This is a genomic window from Clostridium guangxiense, from assembly GCF_021043395.1.
In the GTDB taxonomy this organism is placed as follows: domain Bacteria; phylum Bacillota; class Clostridia; order Clostridiales; family Clostridiaceae; genus Clostridium_S; species Clostridium_S guangxiense.
Map to the genome: position 1 here is coordinate 35,757 of NZ_JAJNKE010000002.1, position 22,199 is coordinate 57,955.

General features: G+C 30.0%; 23 protein-coding genes and 1 pseudogene. 16 read left to right on the forward strand and 8 right to left on the reverse strand.

The features are described from left to right. Nucleotides 1-41: 41 nt before the first annotated feature. On the reverse strand, nt 42-605 hold the full coding sequence (locus tag LQK79_RS02080) for a TetR/AcrR family transcriptional regulator (protein ID WP_053241119.1): 564 nt from the start codon (nt 603-605) through the stop codon (nt 42-44). Between the two features lie 124 nt (nt 606-729). Here LQK79_RS02080 and LQK79_RS02085 point away from each other — a divergent pair, with 124 nt between their 5' ends. Genes LQK79_RS02085 through LQK79_RS02095 form a run of 3 tightly spaced genes read left to right on the forward strand, consistent with a single transcriptional unit; the run spans nt 730 to nt 1,598 of the window. Then, entirely contained in the window at nt 730-993 is a 264-nt protein-coding gene (locus LQK79_RS02085) for a TIGR04076 family protein (RefSeq protein ID WP_053241120.1), read from the forward strand. After that, nucleotides 990-1,382, forward strand: a complete 393-nt coding sequence (locus LQK79_RS02090) for a ribosomal maturation YjgA family protein (RefSeq protein ID WP_231015322.1) — start codon at nt 990-992, stop codon at nt 1,380-1,382. Before LQK79_RS02085 ends, LQK79_RS02090 begins: the two co-directional genes overlap by 4 nt. Nucleotides 1,383-1,403: 21 nt before the next feature. Continuing rightward, complete coding sequence (locus tag LQK79_RS02095) at nt 1,404-1,598, forward strand: Maf family protein (RefSeq protein ID WP_231015324.1); 195 nt, start codon at nt 1,404-1,406, stop codon at nt 1,596-1,598. A gap of 154 nt (nt 1,599-1,752) precedes the next feature. On the opposite strand, the gene LQK79_RS02100 is transcribed toward LQK79_RS02095, so the two are convergent. Continuing rightward, the gene (locus LQK79_RS02100; RefSeq protein WP_053241123.1) at nt 1,753-2,802 is read right to left on the reverse strand and encodes a S1C family serine protease; all 1,050 of its coding nucleotides are present in this window, start codon (nt 2,800-2,802) and stop codon (nt 1,753-1,755) included. Nucleotides 2,803-2,966: 164 nt separating this feature from the next. On the opposite strand from LQK79_RS02100, the gene LQK79_RS02105 reads away from it, so the two are divergent. From LQK79_RS02105 to LQK79_RS02130, 6 genes and pseudogenes are all read left to right on the forward strand, one after another. After that, a complete protein-coding gene (locus LQK79_RS02105; protein WP_053241124.1) occupies nt 2,967-3,500 on the forward strand; it encodes a GNAT family N-acetyltransferase in 534 nt (177 codons plus the stop codon). Between the two features lie 103 nt (nt 3,501-3,603). Further along, nucleotides 3,604-4,131: a GNAT family N-acetyltransferase gene (locus LQK79_RS02110; RefSeq protein WP_231015326.1), complete on the forward strand. Its 528-nt coding sequence runs from the start codon at nt 3,604-3,606 to the stop codon at nt 4,129-4,131. A 150-nt stretch (nt 4,132-4,281) separates the two neighbouring features. Then, nucleotides 4,282-5,601: a hemolysin family protein gene (locus LQK79_RS02115; RefSeq protein ID WP_053241125.1), complete on the forward strand. Its 1,320-nt coding sequence runs from the start codon at nt 4,282-4,284 to the stop codon at nt 5,599-5,601. Nucleotides 5,602-5,822: 221 nt separating this feature from the next. Further along, the gene (locus tag LQK79_RS02120; protein ID WP_231015327.1) at nt 5,823-6,326 is read left to right on the forward strand and encodes a peptide deformylase; all 504 of its coding nucleotides are present in this window, start codon (nt 5,823-5,825) and stop codon (nt 6,324-6,326) included. A 3-nt stretch (nt 6,327-6,329) separates the two neighbouring features. Beyond that, nucleotides 6,330-7,526: an enoyl-ACP reductase FabV gene (gene fabV / locus LQK79_RS02125; protein WP_053241127.1), complete on the forward strand. Its 1,197-nt coding sequence runs from the start codon at nt 6,330-6,332 to the stop codon at nt 7,524-7,526. A gap of 32 nt (nt 7,527-7,558) precedes the next feature. Further along, nucleotides 7,559-7,657, forward strand: a pseudogene (locus LQK79_RS02130) (family 1 glycosylhydrolase); the annotation flags it as partial. Between the two features lie 109 nt (nt 7,658-7,766). Here LQK79_RS02130 and LQK79_RS02135 read toward each other — a convergent pair. Beyond that, nucleotides 7,767-9,005, reverse strand: a complete 1,239-nt coding sequence (locus LQK79_RS02135) for an MFS transporter (RefSeq protein ID WP_231015328.1) — start codon at nt 9,003-9,005, stop codon at nt 7,767-7,769. Between the two features lie 338 nt (nt 9,006-9,343). On the opposite strand from LQK79_RS02135, the gene LQK79_RS02140 reads away from it, so the two are divergent. Continuing rightward, nucleotides 9,344-9,880: a 2'-5' RNA ligase family protein gene (locus LQK79_RS02140; protein WP_053241129.1), complete on the forward strand. Its 537-nt coding sequence runs from the start codon at nt 9,344-9,346 to the stop codon at nt 9,878-9,880. Between the two features lie 270 nt (nt 9,881-10,150). On the opposite strand, the gene LQK79_RS02145 is transcribed toward LQK79_RS02140, so the two are convergent. From LQK79_RS02145 to LQK79_RS02155, 3 genes are all read right to left on the reverse strand, one after another. Then, on the reverse strand, nt 10,151-10,696 hold the full coding sequence (locus LQK79_RS02145; protein WP_084756847.1) for a GNAT family N-acetyltransferase: 546 nt from the start codon (nt 10,694-10,696) through the stop codon (nt 10,151-10,153). A 439-nt stretch (nt 10,697-11,135) separates the two neighbouring features. After that, a complete protein-coding gene (locus LQK79_RS02150) occupies nt 11,136-13,115 on the reverse strand; it encodes a sigma 54-interacting transcriptional regulator (protein WP_231015332.1) in 1,980 nt (659 codons plus the stop codon). After that, on the reverse strand, nt 13,078-13,866 hold the full coding sequence (locus LQK79_RS02155; RefSeq protein ID WP_231015333.1) for a helix-turn-helix domain-containing protein: 789 nt from the start codon (nt 13,864-13,866) through the stop codon (nt 13,078-13,080). The genes LQK79_RS02150 and LQK79_RS02155 overlap by 38 nt, the downstream gene beginning before the upstream one ends. A 201-nt stretch (nt 13,867-14,067) precedes the next feature. On the opposite strand from LQK79_RS02155, the gene LQK79_RS02160 reads away from it, so the two are divergent. The 3 genes from LQK79_RS02160 (at nt 14,068) to LQK79_RS02170 (ending at nt 16,162) form a co-directional block, all read left to right on the forward strand. Then, entirely contained in the window at nt 14,068-14,886 is an 819-nt protein-coding gene (locus LQK79_RS02160; RefSeq protein ID WP_053241131.1) for an aminoglycoside adenylyltransferase domain-containing protein, read from the forward strand. Between the two features lie 32 nt (nt 14,887-14,918). Then, nucleotides 14,919-15,305, forward strand: a complete 387-nt coding sequence (locus LQK79_RS02165; RefSeq protein ID WP_084756848.1) for a lipid II flippase family protein — start codon at nt 14,919-14,921, stop codon at nt 15,303-15,305. A 125-nt stretch (nt 15,306-15,430) separates the two neighbouring features. After that, on the forward strand, nt 15,431-16,162 hold the full coding sequence (locus LQK79_RS02170; RefSeq protein ID WP_231015335.1) for an HAD-IA family hydrolase: 732 nt from the start codon (nt 15,431-15,433) through the stop codon (nt 16,160-16,162). 24 nt (nt 16,163-16,186) lie between these two features. Here LQK79_RS02170 and LQK79_RS02175 read toward each other — a convergent pair whose 3' ends face one another. Both LQK79_RS02175 and LQK79_RS02180 read right to left on the reverse strand, forming a co-directional pair. Then, nucleotides 16,187-18,994: a sigma 54-interacting transcriptional regulator gene (locus LQK79_RS02175; RefSeq protein WP_231015337.1), complete on the reverse strand. Its 2,808-nt coding sequence runs from the start codon at nt 18,992-18,994 to the stop codon at nt 16,187-16,189. A 49-nt stretch (nt 18,995-19,043) separates the two neighbouring features. Then, nucleotides 19,044-19,190 (reverse strand): hypothetical protein, encoded by a 147-nt coding sequence (locus LQK79_RS02180; protein ID WP_231015339.1) that lies wholly within the window; start codon nt 19,188-19,190, stop codon nt 19,044-19,046. A gap of 545 nt (nt 19,191-19,735) precedes the next feature. Here LQK79_RS02180 and LQK79_RS02185 point away from each other — a divergent pair. From LQK79_RS02185 to LQK79_RS02195, 3 genes are all read left to right on the forward strand, one after another. Further along, nucleotides 19,736-20,203: a PTS sugar transporter subunit IIA gene (locus LQK79_RS02185; protein WP_231015341.1), complete on the forward strand. Its 468-nt coding sequence runs from the start codon at nt 19,736-19,738 to the stop codon at nt 20,201-20,203. A 38-nt stretch (nt 20,204-20,241) separates the two neighbouring features. Further along, entirely contained in the window at nt 20,242-20,532 is a 291-nt protein-coding gene (locus LQK79_RS02190; protein WP_231015343.1) for a PTS sugar transporter subunit IIB, read from the forward strand. 130 nt (nt 20,533-20,662) lie between these two features. Beyond that, nucleotides 20,663-22,024 (forward strand): PTS galactitol transporter subunit IIC, encoded by a 1,362-nt coding sequence (locus LQK79_RS02195; RefSeq protein ID WP_231015345.1) that lies wholly within the window; start codon nt 20,663-20,665, stop codon nt 22,022-22,024. The last annotated feature ends 175 nt before the right edge of the window (nt 22,025-22,199 follow it).

Genomic DNA, 22,199 nt, shown 5'->3' on the forward strand with positions numbered 1-22,199 from the left:
AATTATTAAAATTTTAGTAAACAATTTGTAATTCATAGATGTTAAATAACTAAGGCGTCTTGAATAATTTTTATTAACTCCTCTAATAGTTTCAATTTTTTATCGATACCAATACACTTATTCATGCATATAGATTTTACAGGAGAAAATATTAAGGAGATAATTGTATTATTGCTATAATCTTTAATAATTTTATTTTTCTTTATCTTGTCTAGTAAATTATCAAAATCTTTTGTACTTTTTTGTGCTTTACAGCTATTTGTTAAAGCGGGACAACTAGAAAATTGTTCTACGAATAAGAATATTTCTTTATTATCTTTTATATAATTATAGTAACTTTTTATAAGAGTGTCTATAAGTTCTAAGCCTGTCATGTGTTCTGAAACCTTATTTAGCAAATGATTTAGTATTTCTTCAGAGTATTCAAAGTAAATTTCATGAAGCATTATATCTTTATTTTTGTAATAAACATATACTGTAGCAGGTGATACTTCTGCTTCCTTTGCTATTTTAGAAATAGATGTACCGTGAAAGCCTTCTTCTAGTATTAATTTAATTACTGCTCTTTTTATATTTTCCTGCTTTTTGTCGTCCTTCTTTCTCATTTGCCCACCTCTTTATACATATAATAAATGATCATTCGTTTATTGTCAATAGAAAAAATTTATTTAAAAATAATAATTTTTAGCGTATTATTATAAATAAACCTAAAGTGTTGGAGGAATAGCAATGAAAGTTAAGTTAACTATATTAGAAAGTAGATGCCGAGGAGGATACCATAAAGCTGGAGATACTTATATTGTAGAGGATATTTGCCCTTCTATATGTCATGAGCTGTGGCAATGTATATATCCAAGTGTTTATGTACTATTAAATAATGGAGAATTAGATTATGGCAGCACAAGAGAAAAGAAATTTCAATTTAGATGTCCAGACCAAGGAAGAGTTTTGATTCAAGGAGAGGTTATTAATGAAAGTGAGTCGGAATTATGAAATTTAAAAGAAATAGATCAATATATGGATTAATCATAGTAGTTATAATTATATTTGGAATATACTCAAAAAGAGTTAATAATTTTATTCCTGATTCTTTGAATGATTACTTAGGGGATTCACTTTGGGCAGTAATGATTTTCTTTGGATTTGGTTTTATTTTTAAGGATATGGACACGAAGAAGATTGCATTAAGTTCAATATTATTTTGTTATATTATTGAACTCAGCCAATTATATCATGCTAATTGGATAGATGATATAAGAAGGACAACTTTAGGTGGGTTAATATTAGGATATACATTTTCCTGGAGTGACTTAATAGCTTATGCTGTAGGGATAGGTACAGCTGTAGTTTTGGAAATGATTTTGAAAAAATATTGTACGTAAGGATATAGAGAAGGTGTTTTTGTGAAAATTTTATATGGTACAAAAAATCCAGCAAAAATCAAATACATGAAAAAAATGCTTGAAGGACTGGATATACAATTACTCAGTTTAAATGATATAAATTTAGATACTCAAAATATAGATGAAAGCGGAAACAATCCATTAGATTCGCTTTCTGTAGATATAAATTCCAGGAAAATACTACATAGATATTAGAACGGTTTAAATAAAATCTAATAAATATTAGAGCCAAAATTTTAAAATTATAGGAACTTTCAATAACTTGCTATTTGCTTATTTTGTTTTAAGTCTCTTAAGATTTTAGCTCCTAGATTTATGAACTTTATTTAATGTTATAAAACACTATTGCTTAGCCAGCTGCTTTAGGTGTAACGTTAAAGTCTTTTTCTCCAGATGCAGTTCTAGCCCTTATTCTTAAGGTGTTTCCTACGCCTGTGTTATATAGCGCTTCTCTCAAATCAGTTACAGTTTTGACATCTTTTCCATTCATAGAAAGAATAATGTCACCTTTTCTTATTCCAGCATTATAGGCACCACTTCCACTTGATACGCTATAAATGTAAATACCTCTATCAAAGGTTGTATTTAAATATCCGGACATTGATTTGTCGAACCCAACTATTCCTATTACTGGTGTAGTAAAACTCCCAGTTGCTTTTATACTTTTTAATACTGGCTTAATTATATTAGTTGGTACAGAAAAACCTATTCCTTCTGCACTTGTAATTTTAGCTGAATTTACACCTATGACGTTCCCATTTATATTTACAAGAGGTCCACCACTATTTCCAGGATTAATTGAAGCATCTGTTTGAAGCAAATCCTCCATGAAAGTTCCTTCACTAACTTCTATAGTTCTATTTACGGCACTTATAATTCCGGAAGTGACAGTTCTTTGGAAGTTTAAGCCTAATGGATTGCCTATAGCTATAGCATTTTCACCTACTTTAACTTTTGAAGAATCTCCAAATTTTACGGTAGGAAGATTTGCAGCATTTATTTTGATTATGGAAAGATCTAAGCCTGCTTGAGCCCATACTGGTTTTGCGGAGATATCTTTTCCATTGTACAGCGAGACAGTGATGGTTTTACTGTCTGCATTGGCAACATGATTGTTTGTAAGTATGTAACCATTACTATCAATTATCATTCCAGAACCTACACCTTGTACTGTATTACCGTTATTATCAACATAAGTCGCAGTGATACTTACTACTGAAGGTATTACTTTTTCAGCAGCAGTTGTTATTTGCGAGCCAGCTGAGGAAGTAGCATTTTGAGCATTTGCAGTTTCTTTATTATTATTAATTTTAGAAGTAGTAGTTTTGCAGCCAGTAAGTCCAGAGACAAGTAAAGCGTTTATTAAAAATGTACTAATTATTAATTTGAATTTTTTCATGACATCACCACCATTATTTTTTATTATTTTTTCACAAATGTACAAATAATATTCTTGCTTAGAAATTGATATCTATGTGGTGTTTACACAATAAAGCAGTTGGTATAAAATGATTGAAAAGGAAATTGAATAAAATAAGTTATTTTATACGAGGTGTTGTAAAAATGTATTATGGAGAAAAAGTTTGCTTAAGGGCTTATAAAGAAGAGGATATAAAGGTGGCAGCAGAACTTGTAAATGATGAGGAGCTTAAAAGATTTTTGACTCCAAGAATTCCATTTCCAATAAGTCCATGGGAGGAAGAGGATTGGATAAAATCTCAAAAAGGAAATCAAAGTGGACAGTTTAATTTTGCAATAGAAGATATGAAAACAAAAAAATATATTGGAGGCTGTGGTATTCAAGACGTAAACTGGCTTGCTCGTACAGCTACAGTTGGAATTATGATTGGAGATAAAGATTACTGGGGAAAAGGTTATGGAACTGATGCAATGAAGATTCTTATAAAGTTTATTTTTGAAAACATGAATATTAACAAAATAAAGTTAAGTACATTTTCATTCAATGAAAGAGCTAAAAAATGCTATGAAAAATGTGGATTTAAAGTAGAGGGCATTCTAAAAGATGAGATATTTAAGGATGGAAAATACTATGATGAAGTACTTATGGCAGTATTTAGAGAGGAATTTCAAGAATAGGTGATGTTATTATGATAAGTGTGGTCAGAGCAAATACGAATGAGGCATATGAAATTAAAAAGTTGTTATGGAAAAAACAATTCACAATAATGGAGGAAAATAAGTGTATTATGGAAAAAAGGTATGCCTGAGGGCGTACAAAGAAGAAGATATAAAGTTAGCAGCTAAATATATTAATGATGAAGAAATGATGAAATACTATGAGGATGAGATACCTTTTCCTGTAACCTTGTGGGAAAAGGAGAAATTAATAAAATCTAAAGGTGGTATTGGAGAATATAATTTTGCAATTGAAGATAGGGAAACTAGAAAGTATATTGGAGAATGTAACATTCAAAAAGTTAATTTAATTACAAGGACAGCCTTAGTTGGAATTATGATTGGAGATAGAGAATACTGGGGCCAGGGCTATGGAACGGATGCAATGAGGGTGCTTTTGAAATTTATTTTTCAAAATATGAATATGCACAAAGTAAAGCTAAGGGTCTTTTCGTTTAATGAAAGAGCAATAAAATCCTATGAAAAGTGCGGCTTTAAAGTGGAAGGTATTTTAAAAGATGAGATATTTAAGGATGGAAAGTATTATGATGAAGTGCTTATGGCGGTTTTTGAAAAGGAGTTTAACCAATAATTCTCTTGCAATATTTTCATAAATTGCGAAGCTTAAAGTGGCTGAAGTTAGTATACTTTTAATTTTTTCCTCTATATATTGAATTTGATATTTATATTTAATTATGATAAAATTAAACAATAATTTTTAATTTTTAGGAGGAAGAAATAAATGGAATCTGACCCCGATCCTGCTACTATAGTTCCGCAATTAATTCTAATTGCAATATTAACATTAATAAATGCTTTTTTCTCTTCAGCAGAAATGGCAATTGTATCTCTGAATAAAACGAAGTTAAAGCTTTTAGTTGAGGAAGGAAATAAAAAAGCACAATTACTAGAAAAGTTAACTGAGGAACCAACTAAATTTTTATCGACTGTTCAAGTAGGAATTACTTTGGCAGGATTTTTTTCTAGTGCATCTGCAGCTACAGGACTTTCTAATACATTTGGTAGTTATTTGGAAAAAGTACATGTTCCGTATGCAAATCAAATTTCCTTAATTGTTGTAACGATTATTTTATCTTATTTTACACTTGTATTTGGTGAATTATTTCCAAAGAGAGTTGCACTTCAAAAATCAGAGAAAATTGCTATGGCATCCGCAAGGCCAATACTTTTTGTTTCGAAAATTGCAGTGCCTTTTGTTAAATTACTTTCAGCTTCTACTAATATTCTTATAAGAATTGTTGGCATGAATAGTAGTGATTTAGAAGAAAAGGTTTCGATAGAGGAAATAAGATCTGTTGTTGAGGCTGGTCAGGAATATGGCGTAATAAATGAAACTGAAAAAGAGATGATTAATAGCATTTTTGAGTTTGACGATAGAACTGCAGAAGAAGTTATGACACCAAGAACAGAGGTATATTTAATTAATATTGACAAGCCACTTACAGAATATTTGGATGAACTTCTTGAAGAAAAGTATTCTAGAATACCAGTTTTTCAAGATGACAGTGATAATATAATTGGTATTTTATATATGAAGGATTTTATGATTGAAGCACGTAAGGTTGGATTTGAAAATGTAGATATAAAGAGCATTCTCCATCAAGCCTATTTTGTGCCAGAAAGAAAAAATATAGACGAGCTATTTAAGGAACTCCAAAGTTCTAAAAAGCACATGGCTATATTAATAGATGAATATGGGGGCTTTTCTGGAATAGTAACTATAGAGGATTTAATAGAAGAAGTAATGGGCAATATTAATGATGAATATGATGAAGATGAGCCTAATATAAGAAAAGTTGATAATAACACATATATAGTTGATGGCATACTTCCTGTAAGGGAATTAAATGAAAAAATTCATTTAGAGTTAGATGAGGATTCTGAAGATTATGATACTTTAGGTGGTCTTTTAATTAAGCTTATGGGACATATACCAGAAGGTGAAGAAGAAAATGTTATTGAATATGAAAATATTAAATTTAAAATAGAAGAAGTTAAAGAAAAAAGAATAGAAAAAGTTAAAGTTTATATAGAAAAATAAAATACTATAAGGTTATTGACTCAACTATTAATTTATACATGTCTCATAATGTCCTGGATATATTATTTTGAAATGTGTATAAATTAAATTTCAGTACGGTAACCATTTAATTAAGGCTGGATATAAAGGAGGTCACAATGTTTAAATATAATGTTGAACCTATAAAATAAATTTCAGTCTTTATTTTTATATATAATTAATAAAAATATTGGAGGGTAATTATGGCGAGTAGGGAAATATTATTATTAGGAAATAAAAATTTATATAAGACTTGCAGTGAAATTTCAAAAGGTGAAATAGATAAAGCAAAGCAAGTAGTAGAGGATTTACATGATACTATAATGGAATTTAGAAAAGAGCATGGCTTTGGAAGAGCAATAGCTGCACCACATATAGATGAACCATTTAGAATAATATATATGTATTATAATGAAAAATCTATAGCATTTATAAATCCTAGACTTGAGTTTGATGAAGATGATAAATTTGAAATGTGGGATGACTGTATGAGTTTTCCGGGACTAGAAGTAAAGGTATTAAGGCAGAAGAAATGTACGGTTTATTATAAAAATCTAGAGTGGAAGGATTGCAGGCTGGAATGTACAGGAGATTTATCTGAACTTTTGCAGCATGAATACGATCATTTAGATGGAATATTAGCTGTTCAAAGAGCTATTGATGATAAGTCCTTTAGAATTAACAAGGATAAGCTCGGAAAGGATTAAAAAATGATAATAAAAGAAGAACTTATAAAGGGATTTGTTAAGAATACTCATCCTTATGGTTGTAGGCAGGAAGTATTAAATCAGATAGATTATTGTGAGAATTCTAAGAAATTTACGGGACCTAAAAAGGTTTTAATCATAGGAGCATCATCTGGTTTTGGTCTTGCTACTAGAATTTCACTGGCATTTGGAGGAGCAAAAGCAGATACGATTGGATTATCCTATGAAACTGGAGTTACAGATAGGAGACTTGGAACACCGGGATGGTATAATAATATATTTTTTAAGGAATTTGCAGAAAAGGAAGGACTAATAGCAAAAAATTTTATTGGCGATGCTTTTTCAGATGAAGCTAAAGATGAAGTAATTAAATATATAAAAGAAAAGTTTGGAAAAATAGATTTATTTGTTTATAGTGTGGCTGCTCCAAGAAGGAAGGATTATAAAACTGGAATAGTGTATAACTCAAAGATAAAAACCACTTCAGGAGAATTCGAGGGACCAACTATTGATATTGAAAAAGGTGAAATGGTATTAAAAAAAGTTAATAGTGCTACTGTGGATGAAATTGAAGACACTAGAAAGGTTATGGGTGGAGAAGACTGGGAGAATTGGTGTGATATACTCCTTAAAGAAGAATGTTTTTCAAAGGGTGCTCTTACCATATCATACTCATATATTGGTTCTCCAAGAACTTACAAAATATACAGAGAGGGAACTATAGGAGCAGCTAAAAAAGATCTTGAAAATATAGCACACGAAATTAATGAAAAGCTAAAAAAAGAAATTGATGGGAAAGCTTTTGTTTCTGTAAATAAAGCACTAGTTACTAAGGCAAGTGCATATATACCTACTTTTCCGTTGTATGCGGCAGTTCTATATAAGGTTATGAAAGAAAAAGGCATTCATGAAAATTGCATTATGCAAATGCAAAGGATGTTTTCAGAAAAGATATATTCAAGCGGTGAAGTAGAATTTGATGACGTAGGAAGACTAAGAATGGATGATTTTGAACTTAGGGAAGATGTTCAAAGAGAAGTAGACAATATATGGAATAAAATTACTCCGGAAAATTTTAAGGAGTTATCTGATTATGAAGGATATAAAAAGGAATTTATGCAGGTAAATGGTTTCGAGGCTGAAGGAGTAGATTACGATATGGATATTGATGTTGAAGTATTAAAGAAATTAGAATATTAAGTGCGATAATTGTTAGTTGAAGTTCGGAAAATTATGTGAGATATTGTGAAGCTGTATTTAAGAGATACAAAGATAAGGTGAAATATTGGCTTATATTTAATGAGATTAATTGTCTTACCGTACCTTTCGGTTTAAGAAACTAATGGTTGGAATCTGGAGTAATAATGTTTTGAAATATCTATATATAGCGGTTTTAAATAAGAAGACATGTATGTTATGTCTTCTTATTTTTGATTTTATTTAATGTGCCGCAAAGCTTTTGCTTGTATTGTGTTTCTCCTGAAAAAATAATGCAAATGCTCCTGTTAAGATTACAGTTATTATTCCAACAGATGAAAATCCGGCTCTACCACCAAAAGCATTCATAACACTGCCTACAAAGAAATTTCCTATAGGTACTGAACCAGCGTTAAAAAGACTATATATACTCATTACTCTTCCTCGGTACTCATCTTCTGTATTAAGCTGAAGAATTGAGTTACTTCCATTTAGAAAAGCTAGATTTGCAAAGCCAGTTCCAAGAATAAAAAGCGCACACAAATAATAGTTATTTGAAAATGAAACTAAAAGCTGAAATATTGCTGTAGAAAATGCAGCTGTTTTTAAGAGCTTAAAATTTAAATTTTTTTTACGTGTGCTGGCCATTTTAAATGTGCCTAAAAGAGAACCAAAGCCCATGGCTGATAACAAAAATGTATAGCCATTTGCCCCTCTATGCAAAACTGTTTTAGAGAAGACAGGGGAAATGACATCTATATTCATGCAGAAGGTACAAACTATTCCCATCAGTATAAATGTTTTAACTAGTTTTATATTATTGCGAATATATACTAAACCGTCTTTAACCTCTTTTAATAAGTTTTGGTTATGTTTAACTTGCACCTTGTCTTTTGCAGATATGAAAAATAATCCAATAAGTACAGCCGTAAAACTGAGAAAGTTTAAAAAGAAACAAAAACTTGTGCCGAATTTAACCATTATAATTCCAGCTATAGAAGGTCCAATTATTTTTGCAATGTTAAAAATAGAAGAATTAAGAGAAACTGCGTTGGGCAAATCCTCTTTTCCGACAAGTTCTATGAAATAAGATTGCCTTGTTGGCATATCAAGTGTTGTTGCAAACCCGGAGATTACAGCTAAAATAAAAATAGACCAATAGTTTATGTGGTTAGTATAAACTAATATAAACAATATAAAGGCTTGAATCATAAATGTGATTTGAGTGCAGTAAAGTAGCTTTTTCTTTGGAAATCTATCAACTATTGCTCCTGAAAATGCGGAAAAGAGAAGAGTTGGTCCAAATTGAAATACTCCAAGCATACCTAAAAGTAATGGGGATTTTGTTAGCGTGTATAAAAGCCAAGTTTGAGCAGTTTTCTGAAGCCAGGTGCCTATAACTGATATTGCTTGACCGATAATGAAACATCTAAAATCCCTATGACGCAAAGATTTAAAAGTACTTTTGTTTAGTAAAAGCATTAGCATTCCTCCGTATTGTAGATATTGTAATAAATAATTGCTAATGCACATACTTAAGCAAAAAATGTGCCAAATATATTAAAAGTGTTATTTTTAATGTTAAACATAAGTGAAATAAAGCATTGGGACCTAGGAAATCTCAACTTAAGGCATTTATCTCAAAAACAATATGTTGTAAAAATGAAATATGATTTTTTAAAGATTGAGTATAAACCTTTAAATAAAATGGAGATATATGTGTTTCAAAAATGAAACCAAAATATTATTTTGAAACATAATAAAAATATATATCGGAATAATAAGACTAAATAAATTATTCAATTAAAGGAGCAATTTAAATGAGATATGTTTTAGTTTGCAACATAAATGGAGAAGCTGCAAAATTAAACGCAAAGATTGCAGCTGACTTAAAATATAAATTTAACGCTGGACGTTCTAAATTATCAGCACACTTTACTATAAAGGCACCTTTTGAGACTGATGAGAAAAATATAGTGGAACTAAAAAACATTTTAGAAAAGTTTCAAAATGATTTTAGAAGCTATGAAATGAGTATAAATGGATTTGACAAGTTTAGAGAAGATGTTATATACATGGCAGTTAGTCCATCAAAGGAAGCTAAAGAAGTGCATGATAAATTAATTGATGAACTTAAAAGTCTGCCTTGGCTTGAATGGAAAAGGAATGAGAGGAAGGATAAGGTTTTTCACTGTACAATTGTAAGCAAGAGGGTTAAAGAAAATTTTAAAGAAATTTGGGAGTATGTAAATAAATATGAATGTAATTTTAAATCTAACTTTGATAATCTAACTTTGTATAAGTGGGAGAAAAATACCTGGGTTTTAGATGAAGGCTATAAACTTAGCAGTAGATAATAAAGGAAAAATAAATTTAAATAAAATTTATTAAGTTAAAGGTGATGCTGTTGACACTAAAGGATATTATAAATACAAAGATTGATTCGTTAAAATTATTTTTATATTATTGATTTAGGACGTCAATGTTCGAGTATATCGAAGCTTAGTACGATAAAAGAAGGATACATGGAAGTATTGGATATATAACTCCTCAACAATGTGAGGAGTTATCAAGAAAAATTGCATAAAAAGTTAGACTTTTGTGTCTAAAATATTGACGTTAATCCATTATTCAATAAATTCGTCACTTAAAATTGCATAACTTTTTAAATCAACTGGAATACCATTTTTTAGGATGTCTTGCCTTCGAGTACCTTCATATTTCATCCCTATCTTCTTCATTACGCTATATGAAGCAACATTGCTAGCCATAGCTAAAGCATATATTCTATTTAAATTGAGTTCTTTAAATCCAAATTTTAGAAGGGCTTTAGATGCTTCACTGCAGTAACCTTTACGCCAATATGGTACTCCAATCCAGTAAGCCAATTCTGCTTTTCTATGAACATTATTTATATGTAGCGCTGCTGTACCTATTAGCTCATTATTATCTTTTGTTACTATTGCATATACAACTGCTTTTTTATTAATAAAAGATTCTTTATGAAAACTAATCCACGATTCTGCCATACCATCTTCATATGGATGAGGAACATTGAGTGTTGTTTCAGCTATTTTAGGATTGCCTGCCAATTCTTTTACTCTACTTGAGTCGGATAGTTCGAAAGGCCTTAGAATTAGTCTATCTGTATTTAGTATTGGTTGACTATGCATTTTTACCATCTCCCGTTAATTTTATGTTTGATACAAATCTACAGGTATTAACAATGCAATGTTTGGCGTTATTATACATTATTTAACTTGAAAATGATATAATAATTTAATAAATGTGAGGGGAATTATAATGTGAAGAGATAAATTATTAAATATTTTAAGGGCAGTTACTTTATTAATTGCAGTAATATGTTTCATATGAAAGTTTAATAATTCCTCTTTTGAAATTGTATAATTTATTTCCATATTAAAACCCCAATTATGTTTTTCTATTATAAACTAAAGTGGTAAAATGTGACTGATTACACTATATTGCATTATGTGTAAAATTTAAACATATAATAATTATAAAATATTTTAGTTCATATTAAAAAATACAGCATCTAAAAATTTTGTATTTCTTAGATTTATAGAATTTATTTAATATCTCAAAACACAATTACGGAGCCAGTTTCCTCCATAGGGTTGTTCGTCCTATTCCTAATTTTTCAGCGGCTTTTCCATGGTTATTATCACACCTTATAATTGTTGACGCTATTATTTGTTTTTCAACACTTTTTATCATATCCTTTATATTTAAGGATGTTGGAACTTTTAAATTTATAACATCTCTATCTTCAGATTTATTCATGACCATTTCAAGTATTTCACCCCATTTTAGAGGTGCGTTATTTTTTATAAAAAGGGCGATTCTCTCCATTATATTGTTAAGTTCTCTTACATTGCCTGGCCAATTATATGTCATCAAAAGTGGTGTTAAGTTTTTGAACACAGCATCATAATCAATATTTAGTGTGCTTGATGTCTTTAAAAAGTGAATTGCAAGGAGACCTACATCTTCCCCTCTATCTCTTAATGATGGAAGCTTTATGTTAAATACATTTAATCTATAATAAAGATCTTTTCTAAAAGTTCCTTTTTCTATATGTTTGGTTAGATTTTCATTTGTAGCGCTTATTATTCTTATATTTACTGGTATAATTTTATCTCCACCTATATGCATGACTTCTTTCTCTTCAAGAACTCTTAAAAGTCGTGCCTGTAGAGGCTTAGAAAGCTCACCTATTTCATCTAAAAAAATTGTTCCGTTGTGAGCTAATTCAAAAAGACCTTGTTTTCCTTCTCTTTTAGCGCCGGTGAAGGAACCTCCCTCGTAACCAAACAATTCACTTTCAAGAAGCTGTTCTGGAAGAGCTGCACAGTTTATTGCTACAAAAGGACCATTTTTTCGATTACTGCTGTTATGTATACTTTGTGCAAAAAGTTCTTTTCCGGTACCAGATTCACCTTGTATGAGTATTGAGGAATCGGTTTTAGAATATAAAAGAGCTAAATTTTTTAATTCATTCATGTGTTCATTTCTAGTTAAAATATCATCAAAATGATACTTTGCAATAAAGCCTTTTTCATGAATTTTTTTTCTTATCATCTGCTCTAAAGTTTGAATTTTTGTAACATCTTCAAAGGTGTTTACAACACCTATTATTTTGTCTTCTACCTTAATAGGAAGCTGATTTGCAGCAATAGTTAGACCGTGCAAATCTTTAATAACTTTTGTTTCTGATTTTCCGCTTTTTAATATATTATCTATTTTATAATTTGGAATTACACAATGTATGTTTTTACCAAGCATTTTTTCGGATGTTTTATTAAACATTTTATTTGCGGAAGGATTGCTTGTTGTTATTTTTTTATGCTGATCAGTAACTATAATTCCCTCGCCTATTGAATCTAGAATTGCCTTAAAACGTGCAGAACGACTAAGTTCTGATCTTCTTACTTCTATTAAGTTTAAGGCCTCATCCACAGCTTGTCTAAGAGCTTCTTCACCGCTTTCTATAGTTATTCCTATGAGACCTTTAGCTTTTGCTATATCAGTAGAAGCCATTCCGCCTACAACAACCTTAAAGTTCTTTTCTTTTACCCCGGAAATTACTTCTTCAATTTCATATTCAGAGTTGAATTTAAATTCTGTTAGTTTAACTTTAAGCATGTTTTCTACATCTACTTTATTTATTCTAGTTTCTTTGTATGAGACTATAGCTACATTATTATTGATTCCTTTGGCTTTATAAATAGCTCTAAAAATATCCATGGAAGCTATAGGAATTGATACTACAGGTATATTTGCCACTTTTTTAATTAATTCACCAGTTGCTCCTCTGCTTATGATTGCATCTACTTCATTTTCTAGTTTTAATGCAATTTTGCGAGCTTTTGTAAAGGAAGCAGGTTTTATTATTGAATTAAATCCATTTTCTTTAGCAACTATAGGAAATAAGTTTGATAAGGTTTCATTTTGAGATATAAGTGCTATAGTTATTGGCATTGAATCACCTTCCTTTAGTTGAAGCAGTTTATATATAAAGATGTAAATTTTATTAACATTGTTTTGAAGCATAGTTTTCAATAAAATCATAAACTTTTTCATCCTCATATCTTGATATTTTTACATTGCCAAAACTCTTTTCTTTCGAGGTAAAATCAAGATATTCTTTTAAAACGTTGTAATTTTCTTTTCTGTTAATTTTAACTTTGCTTATTATTATTTTTTGACAGCAAGGTTTACTATTTGCATCTGAGGGTAAGCACAAAAGGGCTATTCCACCAACATATTTACTTTTATTTAAGCTTGGTTTAACCATCGTTATGTAAGCGCAGCCATCCTGTGAATTGTATAAATTAAAAAATATAAGATTGTCAGAAATCGTGTAACTTCCCTTAAATTCTTTAATCACAGTAGAAGAACCCAATATTGTAAAATTGACATTGCTTTCTGAAATTTTAAGAATACCCTCATGTATATTTTCTTTTTTAGATGAATTTGTGACTAGAAAGTAACAGTAGTAATTTTTTATAAATATACAATTAGAAGTATCGTCACAGTTTATAAATTTTTCAAAGTAAGATGAAGATAAAGGTACGTTTAAAAATGTGTCTATACTAATATGGTAAATTGAGCAAATATAAGCGATGGTTTCTATTGAAGGAAAGGCTTCAGAGGACTTATATTTTGAGAGTAAATCTTCTGAAACTCCTATTTTTTGAGCTAATTTTTTTTGAGTTCCTTCAAGTTGTATTAATTTTTTTAAATTATGAACAAAAATTTTTGAGACTTTTTCATATATGTTATTCTTTATTATTTTTATTTTAAGGTTATTATCTTTCAATTTATAATATCCTCCCTTTACGAGTTGAATATTTTTCAAGTTTATATAAGAAAATTATATTTAAAATAGTGAATATCTCAAGATAGTTTTTAAATTTGATATATGTATTGAGTTTGAAAACTAAATCAATTATTATTTTAATAATATTTTATGACTTATGTCTAAGCAAAGTCAAATGGTTTATCCTTGAGGAGAGATAATATGAGTGAAAATAAAATACCCGAGGTTGCACGAGCAATACTTGATGAGTATGTGTTTAACTTAAGAATATATTTTGGAAGTAAAGTATTTGGTGTGTATTTATATAATTCAATAGCACTTGGGGCGTTTGATGAAAATAAGAGTGATATTGATTTTGTTACGGTTTTGAATAAAAGATTTACGGATAGAGAGATACAGGGGTTAAGAGAACTGCATAGGAAGCTTACAAAAACGTTTAAGTTTGCTAAAAGAATGGAAGGAATGTACATAACAATAGATGAGGTTGGAAAATGTGATTTTGAATTAGATCCATATATATATTTTGCAGGAGGAAAACTTCACAGTGGTCACTATGATGCCAATTATGTTACTTGGTGGACATTAGGCAAATATGGGATTGGGGTTGAAAGCCCGGATATAAGCAAACTTTCTATAGAAACTTATTTTGATAATGTGTTGGAAAATATGGATTACAATTTAAATTGCTACTGGAAAAGTAAACTTAATTCAAAAATTGTTTTCTTTTCGGATGGATGGATTGAATTTTCAGTTTTAACCATGTGTAGAATAATGTACACAATTAAAAATGGAGATGTAGCATCTAAAGTTGAAGCGGCAAAAAATATAATTGAAGATTTACCTAAGGAGTTTAGAATCATTGTAAAAGAGGCACTGAGAATAAGAGAGAGGAGTGATTCAAAATCCCTTTATACCTCAAGGTTTAAAAGAGGAAGAGAAGCAAAAATATTTATAAAGTATGTAATAGGGTGTTTCAATAATAATTACTTTACAAATGTTAAATGGAACTCAAATGTATGAAAGTAGGTTTACTTTAGAATGGAGTTGATATTTTGAATCTTCAAATTTTACTTGTGCTAATATTTAACTTTATTATTTCGCTTATAGGGACACTTGCATATTCAGTTAGGCTCGTTGGAGTTAGAACAGGTAAGATAGCTATTTCATTTACTGTATTTAATATACTATCTTTAATATCTAGAATGGCAGTAACTTTTCAAGAACCATTACTAACTAATTATGTTGAGAAAAACTTATATTCTAATAACCTGCTGCATATATTTAATTTAATAATATTAGTTTCAGGTGCAGCGGCAGCTTTTGGAGCGTTTTTAATACCAACTTTTCAAAAGATTTTTTCTAAAGGTGTTATGGTTTTTTCTATAGAAAGGTCTATTCCAAGACTAGTCATAGATGGCATGTCTAAAAGAGGAAGATAAAAAACTGTTAAGGTTAAGCTGCACAAAATATTTACAAGAAATTTACTGTAAAATCCTTGTAAAAGTATATAGAATAGATTAAAATATTCCCTAAGGTTTTACTGCACATATATGGAGGTGTTTGCATGATCAAAGCTATTTTATTTGATTCTGGCAAGGTTTTAGATAAGCCTGTATCTGGACATTGGTTTATACCGCCGAATTTTTTTGAATATGTTGACAGAGAAGCGTTTGACTCCGTACCATCATCAAACAAAAGAGCGGCATTTACTAGGGCTGGAAATTATATCAGTAAGAAAAAACTTGTTATTAGCGCAGACGAGGAATATAGCAATTTTGTTGAATACTATAGAATACTCGGAGAAGAGCTTCCAAGGCTTAAATTAAGAGATTCAGATGCTAAAGCTATTGCAAGAGATTTGGTTTATAATTATGATAAATATAGTTTTTATGAGGATGCTGTTAGTTTAATACCAGAACTAAGTAAAAAGTATAAACTGGCAGTTGTAACAGATGCATGGCCATCATTAGAAAATGTTTTTAAGCAGGCAGGCTTTAGAGACTACTTTTCATCTTTTATTATATCATCTATGATAGGAGTAACAAAGCCAGATGAACTTATGTATAAGGCTGCACTTTCTGAACTTAAGGTTTTGCCAGAGGAAGCAGTATTTATTGATGATCATGCAAAAAATTGTGAAGGGGCTAGTAAACTTGGGATTAAATCTATTATTCTATCTAGGGAATTTAAATTTTATGTTTATAATAAATTGGTTAACCCAGGTTATCAGATAATTAGGAGTTTAAATGAGTTAAATGATGCAATTTATAATGAAGTAAGCCATACAAAAGATTAAATCTTTGTACGGCTTCACTTTTTATTATCTGTGTATAACTTTAATTATATAGCATATTTCATCATCTGTTATTGATACATCATATTCCTTTTCAAGAATAGCTGCAGCTCCTCTTACTGTATTAAATTGTTCTAAGTTTTTCAATTTAAACTGTTCTACATTTTCAAATTTTGCAAAATCACCATGAACACATCTATCGAGCATACAGCCCATATGAACTATTAGGTCCACAAGGTTATCTTCAGAGTTTTCCTCATTATTAAGATTTAATTTTTCAATGAATTTTTTTATAACGATTATGGCAATTTTAGGGTTAACATACTTTACGTATTCATAAAGCATATCTCTTGAAATTTCATAAGCGTTTTTTGGCAGCGGGTCTTGAGCAGCAGTTTTATCAGATGAAGAAATTAATTTTGTATCTATAAATTTTATAAATTCATGTTGAAAGTTTTTGGTTAAAAGCTTGTTTATAGGGAAATAAGGTATATCTGATTGAGGTCTTAAACTTCCTATGCAGGCGATAATGTCGTATTTTTCTTCTAAGCTTTTTAAATTATTCTCCATGTCAAAATAATTTATAGTTATTATTTCAACAGCTTTTTTATGATCTTCGTCTAATAGTTTTGTAATAATATCTTTGGATATAAGTCCTGCACCTTGGCCAGTAACACATACAGTTATTATAGCCTTTTTCTTTTGTTCTCCTTCTGTTTGTGGTGCTGTCATATTAATTATAGAATTATAGATAGTGTCTATATCAGATTTTTGATACAATACGCTCCTAAGGGTGTCAAGAGCAATAAGTGTGGAAATGTTACTTATAGTCCTTACCTTTATGCCGGTTTCACTCATTATTTTTTCTCCAAATCCAGATAGGGATCCCATATCTACAAGCAATAAAACGCCTTTTCCAGTATTTGAGTTTAAAACCGCAAGCTTAACTTTTTCATAGGTTTCAGGTATTTTTGCACTTAAAGGCATATCTACGGATATTATGTGCTCAACATTAAGGAGTTTGTTTGCTACATTTCCCATGCTTGTTGCAGTGCTGTCGCCGTGGCATACCAGAACAATTCCTATAGTATTATCAGTAGGATTACTTCCAGATTTATTGTTTGCAAGTAGAATTGATAAAAATCCTTTTTCGTCTTCTGGAATTGAAATGCTAAATTTGTCACTTAACATTTTAACCAGTTCTGAGGCTACTTTGAATTCCTCTTTATATTGTCTTCTAATGATTGCCAGATTAGGGTTCTTTATTGGTTTATTTTCCTCAAGTCTTTTTAGTAAGGAATAAATATGAAAAGTAAAGCCAAAAAAGAATTTATTATTAAATTTGGTATTTAGTCTATTTTGAGCAAGCTGAATTAAACTTGCAGATGAATCAACTAGTTCTTTTGGAATAATATTATATAGCTTTCGTATATTCAAATTGTCTGAACTAAACTTATTTATTACTGTGTTAAAGTGATTGTCAAGTTCGGAGTTTATATGGCGCTCAATTTCATTACTATCAAGTCCTTTACTTCTTAATTCCTCCATTTTTTGGTTTATACAATCATATAAATCTTCCTCATCATCTATATTGGAAGTTAAAATTTCATTTTTATCAAAAGAGGAAAAAGGATGTATTATTAAGTTTTCAGTAAACATGCTTAAAAAGTTTTTTACATCTGGTGGAATAGTGAGATTAAAAAGGTTTCCTTTGATTTCCTCGTTAAGCATTTTGAATTCTATATTAAGGGCCTCATTATTTTGAAGGTGTTGAAAGAAGGCTTTTGCGCAAACAAGTTTTATTTCCGAGCTAAGTTGACATATATTTCCATCTCTAAATTCATATAAAGCTAGAGCTTTAACGACCTCTGGAGAAATACTTATTGGTATATTAAGTTTTAGGGCCTCATAATAAAAAAGTTTTTCAATAACTTCAAGTCTTTCGTCTATAGTTTTCTCTCTAAAAGATGGCAGTGTTATAGTAACTGGGCTTCTTCTTAAAAATGTATTTAAGAATGTATCGTTTGGGTCTTCTGTGGTTGCTGCAATTATAAGTACATTGCTTTTTCTAGGTTTTGAGGTTTCACCGAGTCTTGAAAATTCACCCTTATCCATAAGGTAAAAAAGCATTTCCTGACCATCTGGAGGGAGTCTATGAACTTCATCCAAAAATAAAATTCCATTATGAGCTTTTTCTACAATTCCTATCTTATCACTGTCAGCTCCAGTAAAAGCACCCTTAGTATGCCCGAATAATTGGGAAAGTAAAAGTTGTGGAGCATTATAATAATCGGAACAGTTAAAAGATATGAATGGAAAGTTGTCTGAATTTGTATTTTTATTTAGCAGTACATATTTATAAACCGCAGAAGCAAAAGTAGTTTTACCTACCCCACTTTCCCCTAAAATTAGAGTATGAAGACCATGAGGCGGATACATTACAGCTGCCTTTGCTTGCTCTATCTGATGAATGAGACTGTTGTTAAAACCTATTAAAACTTTAAATGGATCATCTATATCTGATTTTTTATTGTTTTTTTCAACAAGAGTTTTAAATTCTTCAGGTGAAAATACCCTGCTAGTATTGTTTATTTTTAATTTATTTAATATAGATTTTGGTATAAAGGTTACAGGTCTGCTATTTATTTTAATAAGTTTTTCTTCTTTTAAAAGATCATTTAAAATTGTACTTGCATTATTTCTTATGATATTAAACTTTTCTTGTATCTCAGAAGCATCAACTCCAAAATTGGCTTCTTCTTGTAAACGCTTTAACAAATAGTCAGTAGTTATCTTGTCACATATATAATTATAAACAATTTCAGATTTTTTCAAGAAAATCACCTACTTAAGATTAGTGTATATTTGTTTGTAAAGGTTTAAATTAGTTTTTTGAAGTATTATTTAATTTACTAAGAACTAGCGCTGCTATAAATATAAATGTTGCAAAATAAATATTTCTGTAAAATAATGATATAGCAAAGAACAAAAAGCTCAACACTATAAGTAAGTTTAAATATAACTTTTTCATAAATCATCCTCCTAATTCTCAAAAGATAGTATTTGGGTACAAATTAATTTTCAAGTTTCAAGTGGTTTATATTTAGAAGGTTGAGTGAGACTAATAGGAATGAAAATTGGAGTAAGGATAGATATTAATATAAAGAAACTAATCTATATTATTACTTTATTATAAAATATATAAAAAATCAATATAATTTTTAGGGTTATGCACATAGTAATTGTTGATATAGATGTAATTTAAAGGAACACTTTGTCTTTTATAAATGAAAAATAATTAAATAAAATAATAATTGTCTAAAAAGTAGTAATATTTGCATATAAAAATTATGCACTAATATAAAATAAAAAAAGTAGTGCATAATTTATTTTTTGGAAGCTTCATTTATTGATGTTTTTCTCATTATGCACTAAGTTGGCACGCTAATTGCTATATAAAATGGTGTAAAGGTTTTAAAGAATAAGCAGCACTTTAAATATTAAATACAAGGCATTTGAACAATCAATAAAAATTATGTCTGATATTAAAGACATACTTACTAGGAGGGGAGAAGGTTGGAGGATAATTTATTACATGAAGAACTAATCTTTCTAAATTATGAAGCAAGCAGTAGGGAAGAACTCCTTAGAAGTTTATCATTAGAGTTGGAGAAAAGGGGGTATGTAAAGGAATCATACGTAAAAGGAATCTTAGATAGAGAAAAAGTTTTTCCAACAGGGCTCAATACAGAAGGAGTAAAGGTAGCACTTCCACATACTGATGCTGTACATGTTAATAAAGCAGCAATAGTTATCGCAAAGTTAAAAAATCCAGTTATATTTAAAGAAATGGGTTTTGGTGAAAAAGATGTGGAAGCAAAACTTATATTTATGATGGCTGTAAAAAATCCAGCAGAACAGGTTACAACTTTAAGCAGGCTTATGTCAATTCTATCTAATAAAGAAACACTTACAAACTTATATAATTGTACAACTAATTCAGAAGTAATAAAGATATTAACAGGTGTTTTATACGGTAACTAAAAAATTAAAATATAAAATTATTTAAGGAGGAATTTATTATGAGTAATGTAAGAAAAAATATTTTTGTAGCTTGTGGATCGGGTGTTGCAACATCACAAACAGTGGCATCAAAAATTGCAAGTATGTGCGAAGATGAAGGACTTAATGTAAACGTTGAAGCAGTTGATATTAAATCTCTTGAAAATATAATAGACCAATGTGATATATACGTATCAATAGTTTCAGCAGGACATGATTTTGGAAAACCTACAATAAATGGAATTGCATTTTTAACAGGTGTTGGTATTGATGAAGAATTTGAAAAGTTAAAAGAATATGTCAATTCATAAAAAAGTTTCCCAATAGAATACCTAAAAATTCTATTGGGAAGATGTTGAAATAAGTTATTATAATACAAATCAAGTTTATCACAAGTTAGAAAAAATTAATATAAAAATAAAAAAATAGGGGGAATTAAAAATGGCTGTTATCAATTATATTTTGGGCTTAGGTGCTGCAGTATTTTTACCTATAATCATGATAATCTTAGGTTTAGCTATGAGAATGAAACCTAAGAAAGCAATAATAGCGGGTCTTACACTTGGTATAGAATTTACAGGCATGAATGTGGTACTTGGCTTTATGTTCAATGCTATAAGTCCAGCAGCTACAGCTTTTGTTAATAATACAGGAATAAAATTGACTTCTATAGATGTTGGTTGGTCTCCTATGTCAGCTATAGCATGGGCATGGCCATATGCATTACTTGTTTTCCCACTTCAAATAGGAATAAATATAGTTATGCTTGCATTTAAATGGACGGATTGTTTAAACGTGGATTTATGGAATGTTTGGGGTAAAATTTTTACAGCAACGATGGTTGCAGCTGTAACGCACAGTGTTCCTTTAGGTTTTGTAGCGGCAGCAATTCAAGTTGTTTTAGAACTTAAAAGTGCAGATATCTCTCAAAAGGAATTATATAGAATTACTAAAATACCTGGAGTTGCATGTTCTCACTATATGACTATACAGGCAGCACTTCTTGCACCTATAAATAGAGTATTAGATTTTATACCTGGAATAAATAAAGTAAATATTAATGCAGAACAATTAAAAGCTAAAATAGGTGTTTTTGGTGAAAATAGTGTTATGGGGTTCATTGTTGGAGCGCTTATAGCAGCATTTGGAGGATATGATTTAAAAGGAATATTAACTACAGCTATGGAAGTTGCTACAGCTCTTGTTTTATTCCCAATGGTAGCTAAATTATTCATGCAGGCGCTTGCTCCAATAGCTGATGCTACAAGTGCAGTTATGAAGAAAAGATTCAAAGGAAGAGAAATTTATATTGGACTTGACTGGCCATTCCTTGCAGGACAATCAGAAATATGGGTTGGTGCGATACTTTTAGTTCCAGTTGAACTTGTTCTTGCAGTTGTAATGTCAAAAATGGGTTTAAACAATGTTATTCCGCTTGCTGGTGTAATTAATGTAATAGTATTTGTTCCGGCTTTAATCGTAACAGGCGGAAATTTAATAAGAATGATAATTTTAGGACTAGTTGCTACTCCTATATATTTAGCAGTTGCAACAAGCTTCTCTCCTATAGTAACTAACCTTGCGAAATCAGTTGGAACTATAAAAGTACCAGCAGGACAGTATATAACTTACTTTGGTGTAGAAATGCCAGAATTAAGATGGTTACTTGCTCATGGATTTAATGTATTAAGAGGTGAAATAATTCCAGCGGTTTTATTGGTAGGATACTTTGGATTATTTTACTGGTACAGCAGATATATGAAGAAGAGAGACGAAGCAGCAGAAGCAAAAGAAGCTAAATAATCCTACGCGGGGTTTGGGCGGAGCCCATTATCCTTCTAGAACCCAAAGCGAGCACTGTTTAAGCAACAGGTAAAAACAAAAAGTAATAAGAGATGAAGATCGCGGGGTTTGGGCGGAGCCCATTATCCTTCTAGAACCCAAAGCGAGCACTGTTTAAGCAACAGGCAAGAACAAA

Bases quoted from the DNA above. Each gene is read 5' to 3' on its own strand.
- LQK79_RS02080 (WP_053241119.1), bottom strand. From the start codon at position 605: ATGAGAAAGAAGGACGACAAAAAGCAGGAAAATATAAAAAGAGCAGTA.
- LQK79_RS02115 (WP_053241125.1), top strand. From the start codon at position 4,282: ATGGAATCTGACCCCGATCCTGCTACTATAGTTCCGCAATTAATTCTA.
- LQK79_RS02195 (WP_231015345.1), top strand. From the start codon at position 20,663: ATGGCTGTTATCAATTATATTTTGGGCTTAGGTGCTGCAGTATTTTTA.
- LQK79_RS02135 (WP_231015328.1), bottom strand. From the start codon at position 9,005: ATGCTTTTACTAAACAAAAGTACTTTTAAATCTTTGCGTCATAGGGAT.
- LQK79_RS02180 (WP_231015339.1), bottom strand. From the start codon at position 19,190: ATGAAAAAGTTATATTTAAACTTACTTATAGTGTTGAGCTTTTTGTTC.
- LQK79_RS02160 (WP_053241131.1), top strand. From the start codon at position 14,068: ATGAGTGAAAATAAAATACCCGAGGTTGCACGAGCAATACTTGATGAG.
- LQK79_RS02120 (WP_231015327.1), top strand. From the start codon at position 5,823: ATGGCGAGTAGGGAAATATTATTATTAGGAAATAAAAATTTATATAAG.
- LQK79_RS02170 (WP_231015335.1), top strand. From the start codon at position 15,431: ATGATCAAAGCTATTTTATTTGATTCTGGCAAGGTTTTAGATAAGCCT.
- LQK79_RS02150 (WP_231015332.1), bottom strand. From the start codon at position 13,115: ATGATTTTATTGAAAACTATGCTTCAAAACAATGTTAATAAAATTTAC.
- LQK79_RS02090 (WP_231015322.1), top strand. From the start codon at position 990: ATGAAATTTAAAAGAAATAGATCAATATATGGATTAATCATAGTAGTT.
- LQK79_RS02100 (WP_053241123.1), bottom strand. From the start codon at position 2,802: ATGAAAAAATTCAAATTAATAATTAGTACATTTTTAATAAACGCTTTA.
- LQK79_RS02085 (WP_053241120.1), top strand. From the start codon at position 730: ATGAAAGTTAAGTTAACTATATTAGAAAGTAGATGCCGAGGAGGATAC.
- LQK79_RS02190 (WP_231015343.1), top strand. From the start codon at position 20,242: ATGAGTAATGTAAGAAAAAATATTTTTGTAGCTTGTGGATCGGGTGTT.
- fabV (WP_053241127.1), top strand. From the start codon at position 6,330: ATGATAATAAAAGAAGAACTTATAAAGGGATTTGTTAAGAATACTCAT.
- LQK79_RS02145 (WP_084756847.1), bottom strand. From the start codon at position 10,696: ATGCATAGTCAACCAATACTAAATACAGATAGACTAATTCTAAGGCCT.
- LQK79_RS02140 (WP_053241129.1), top strand. From the start codon at position 9,344: ATGAGATATGTTTTAGTTTGCAACATAAATGGAGAAGCTGCAAAATTA.
- LQK79_RS02105 (WP_053241124.1), top strand. From the start codon at position 2,967: ATGTATTATGGAGAAAAAGTTTGCTTAAGGGCTTATAAAGAAGAGGAT.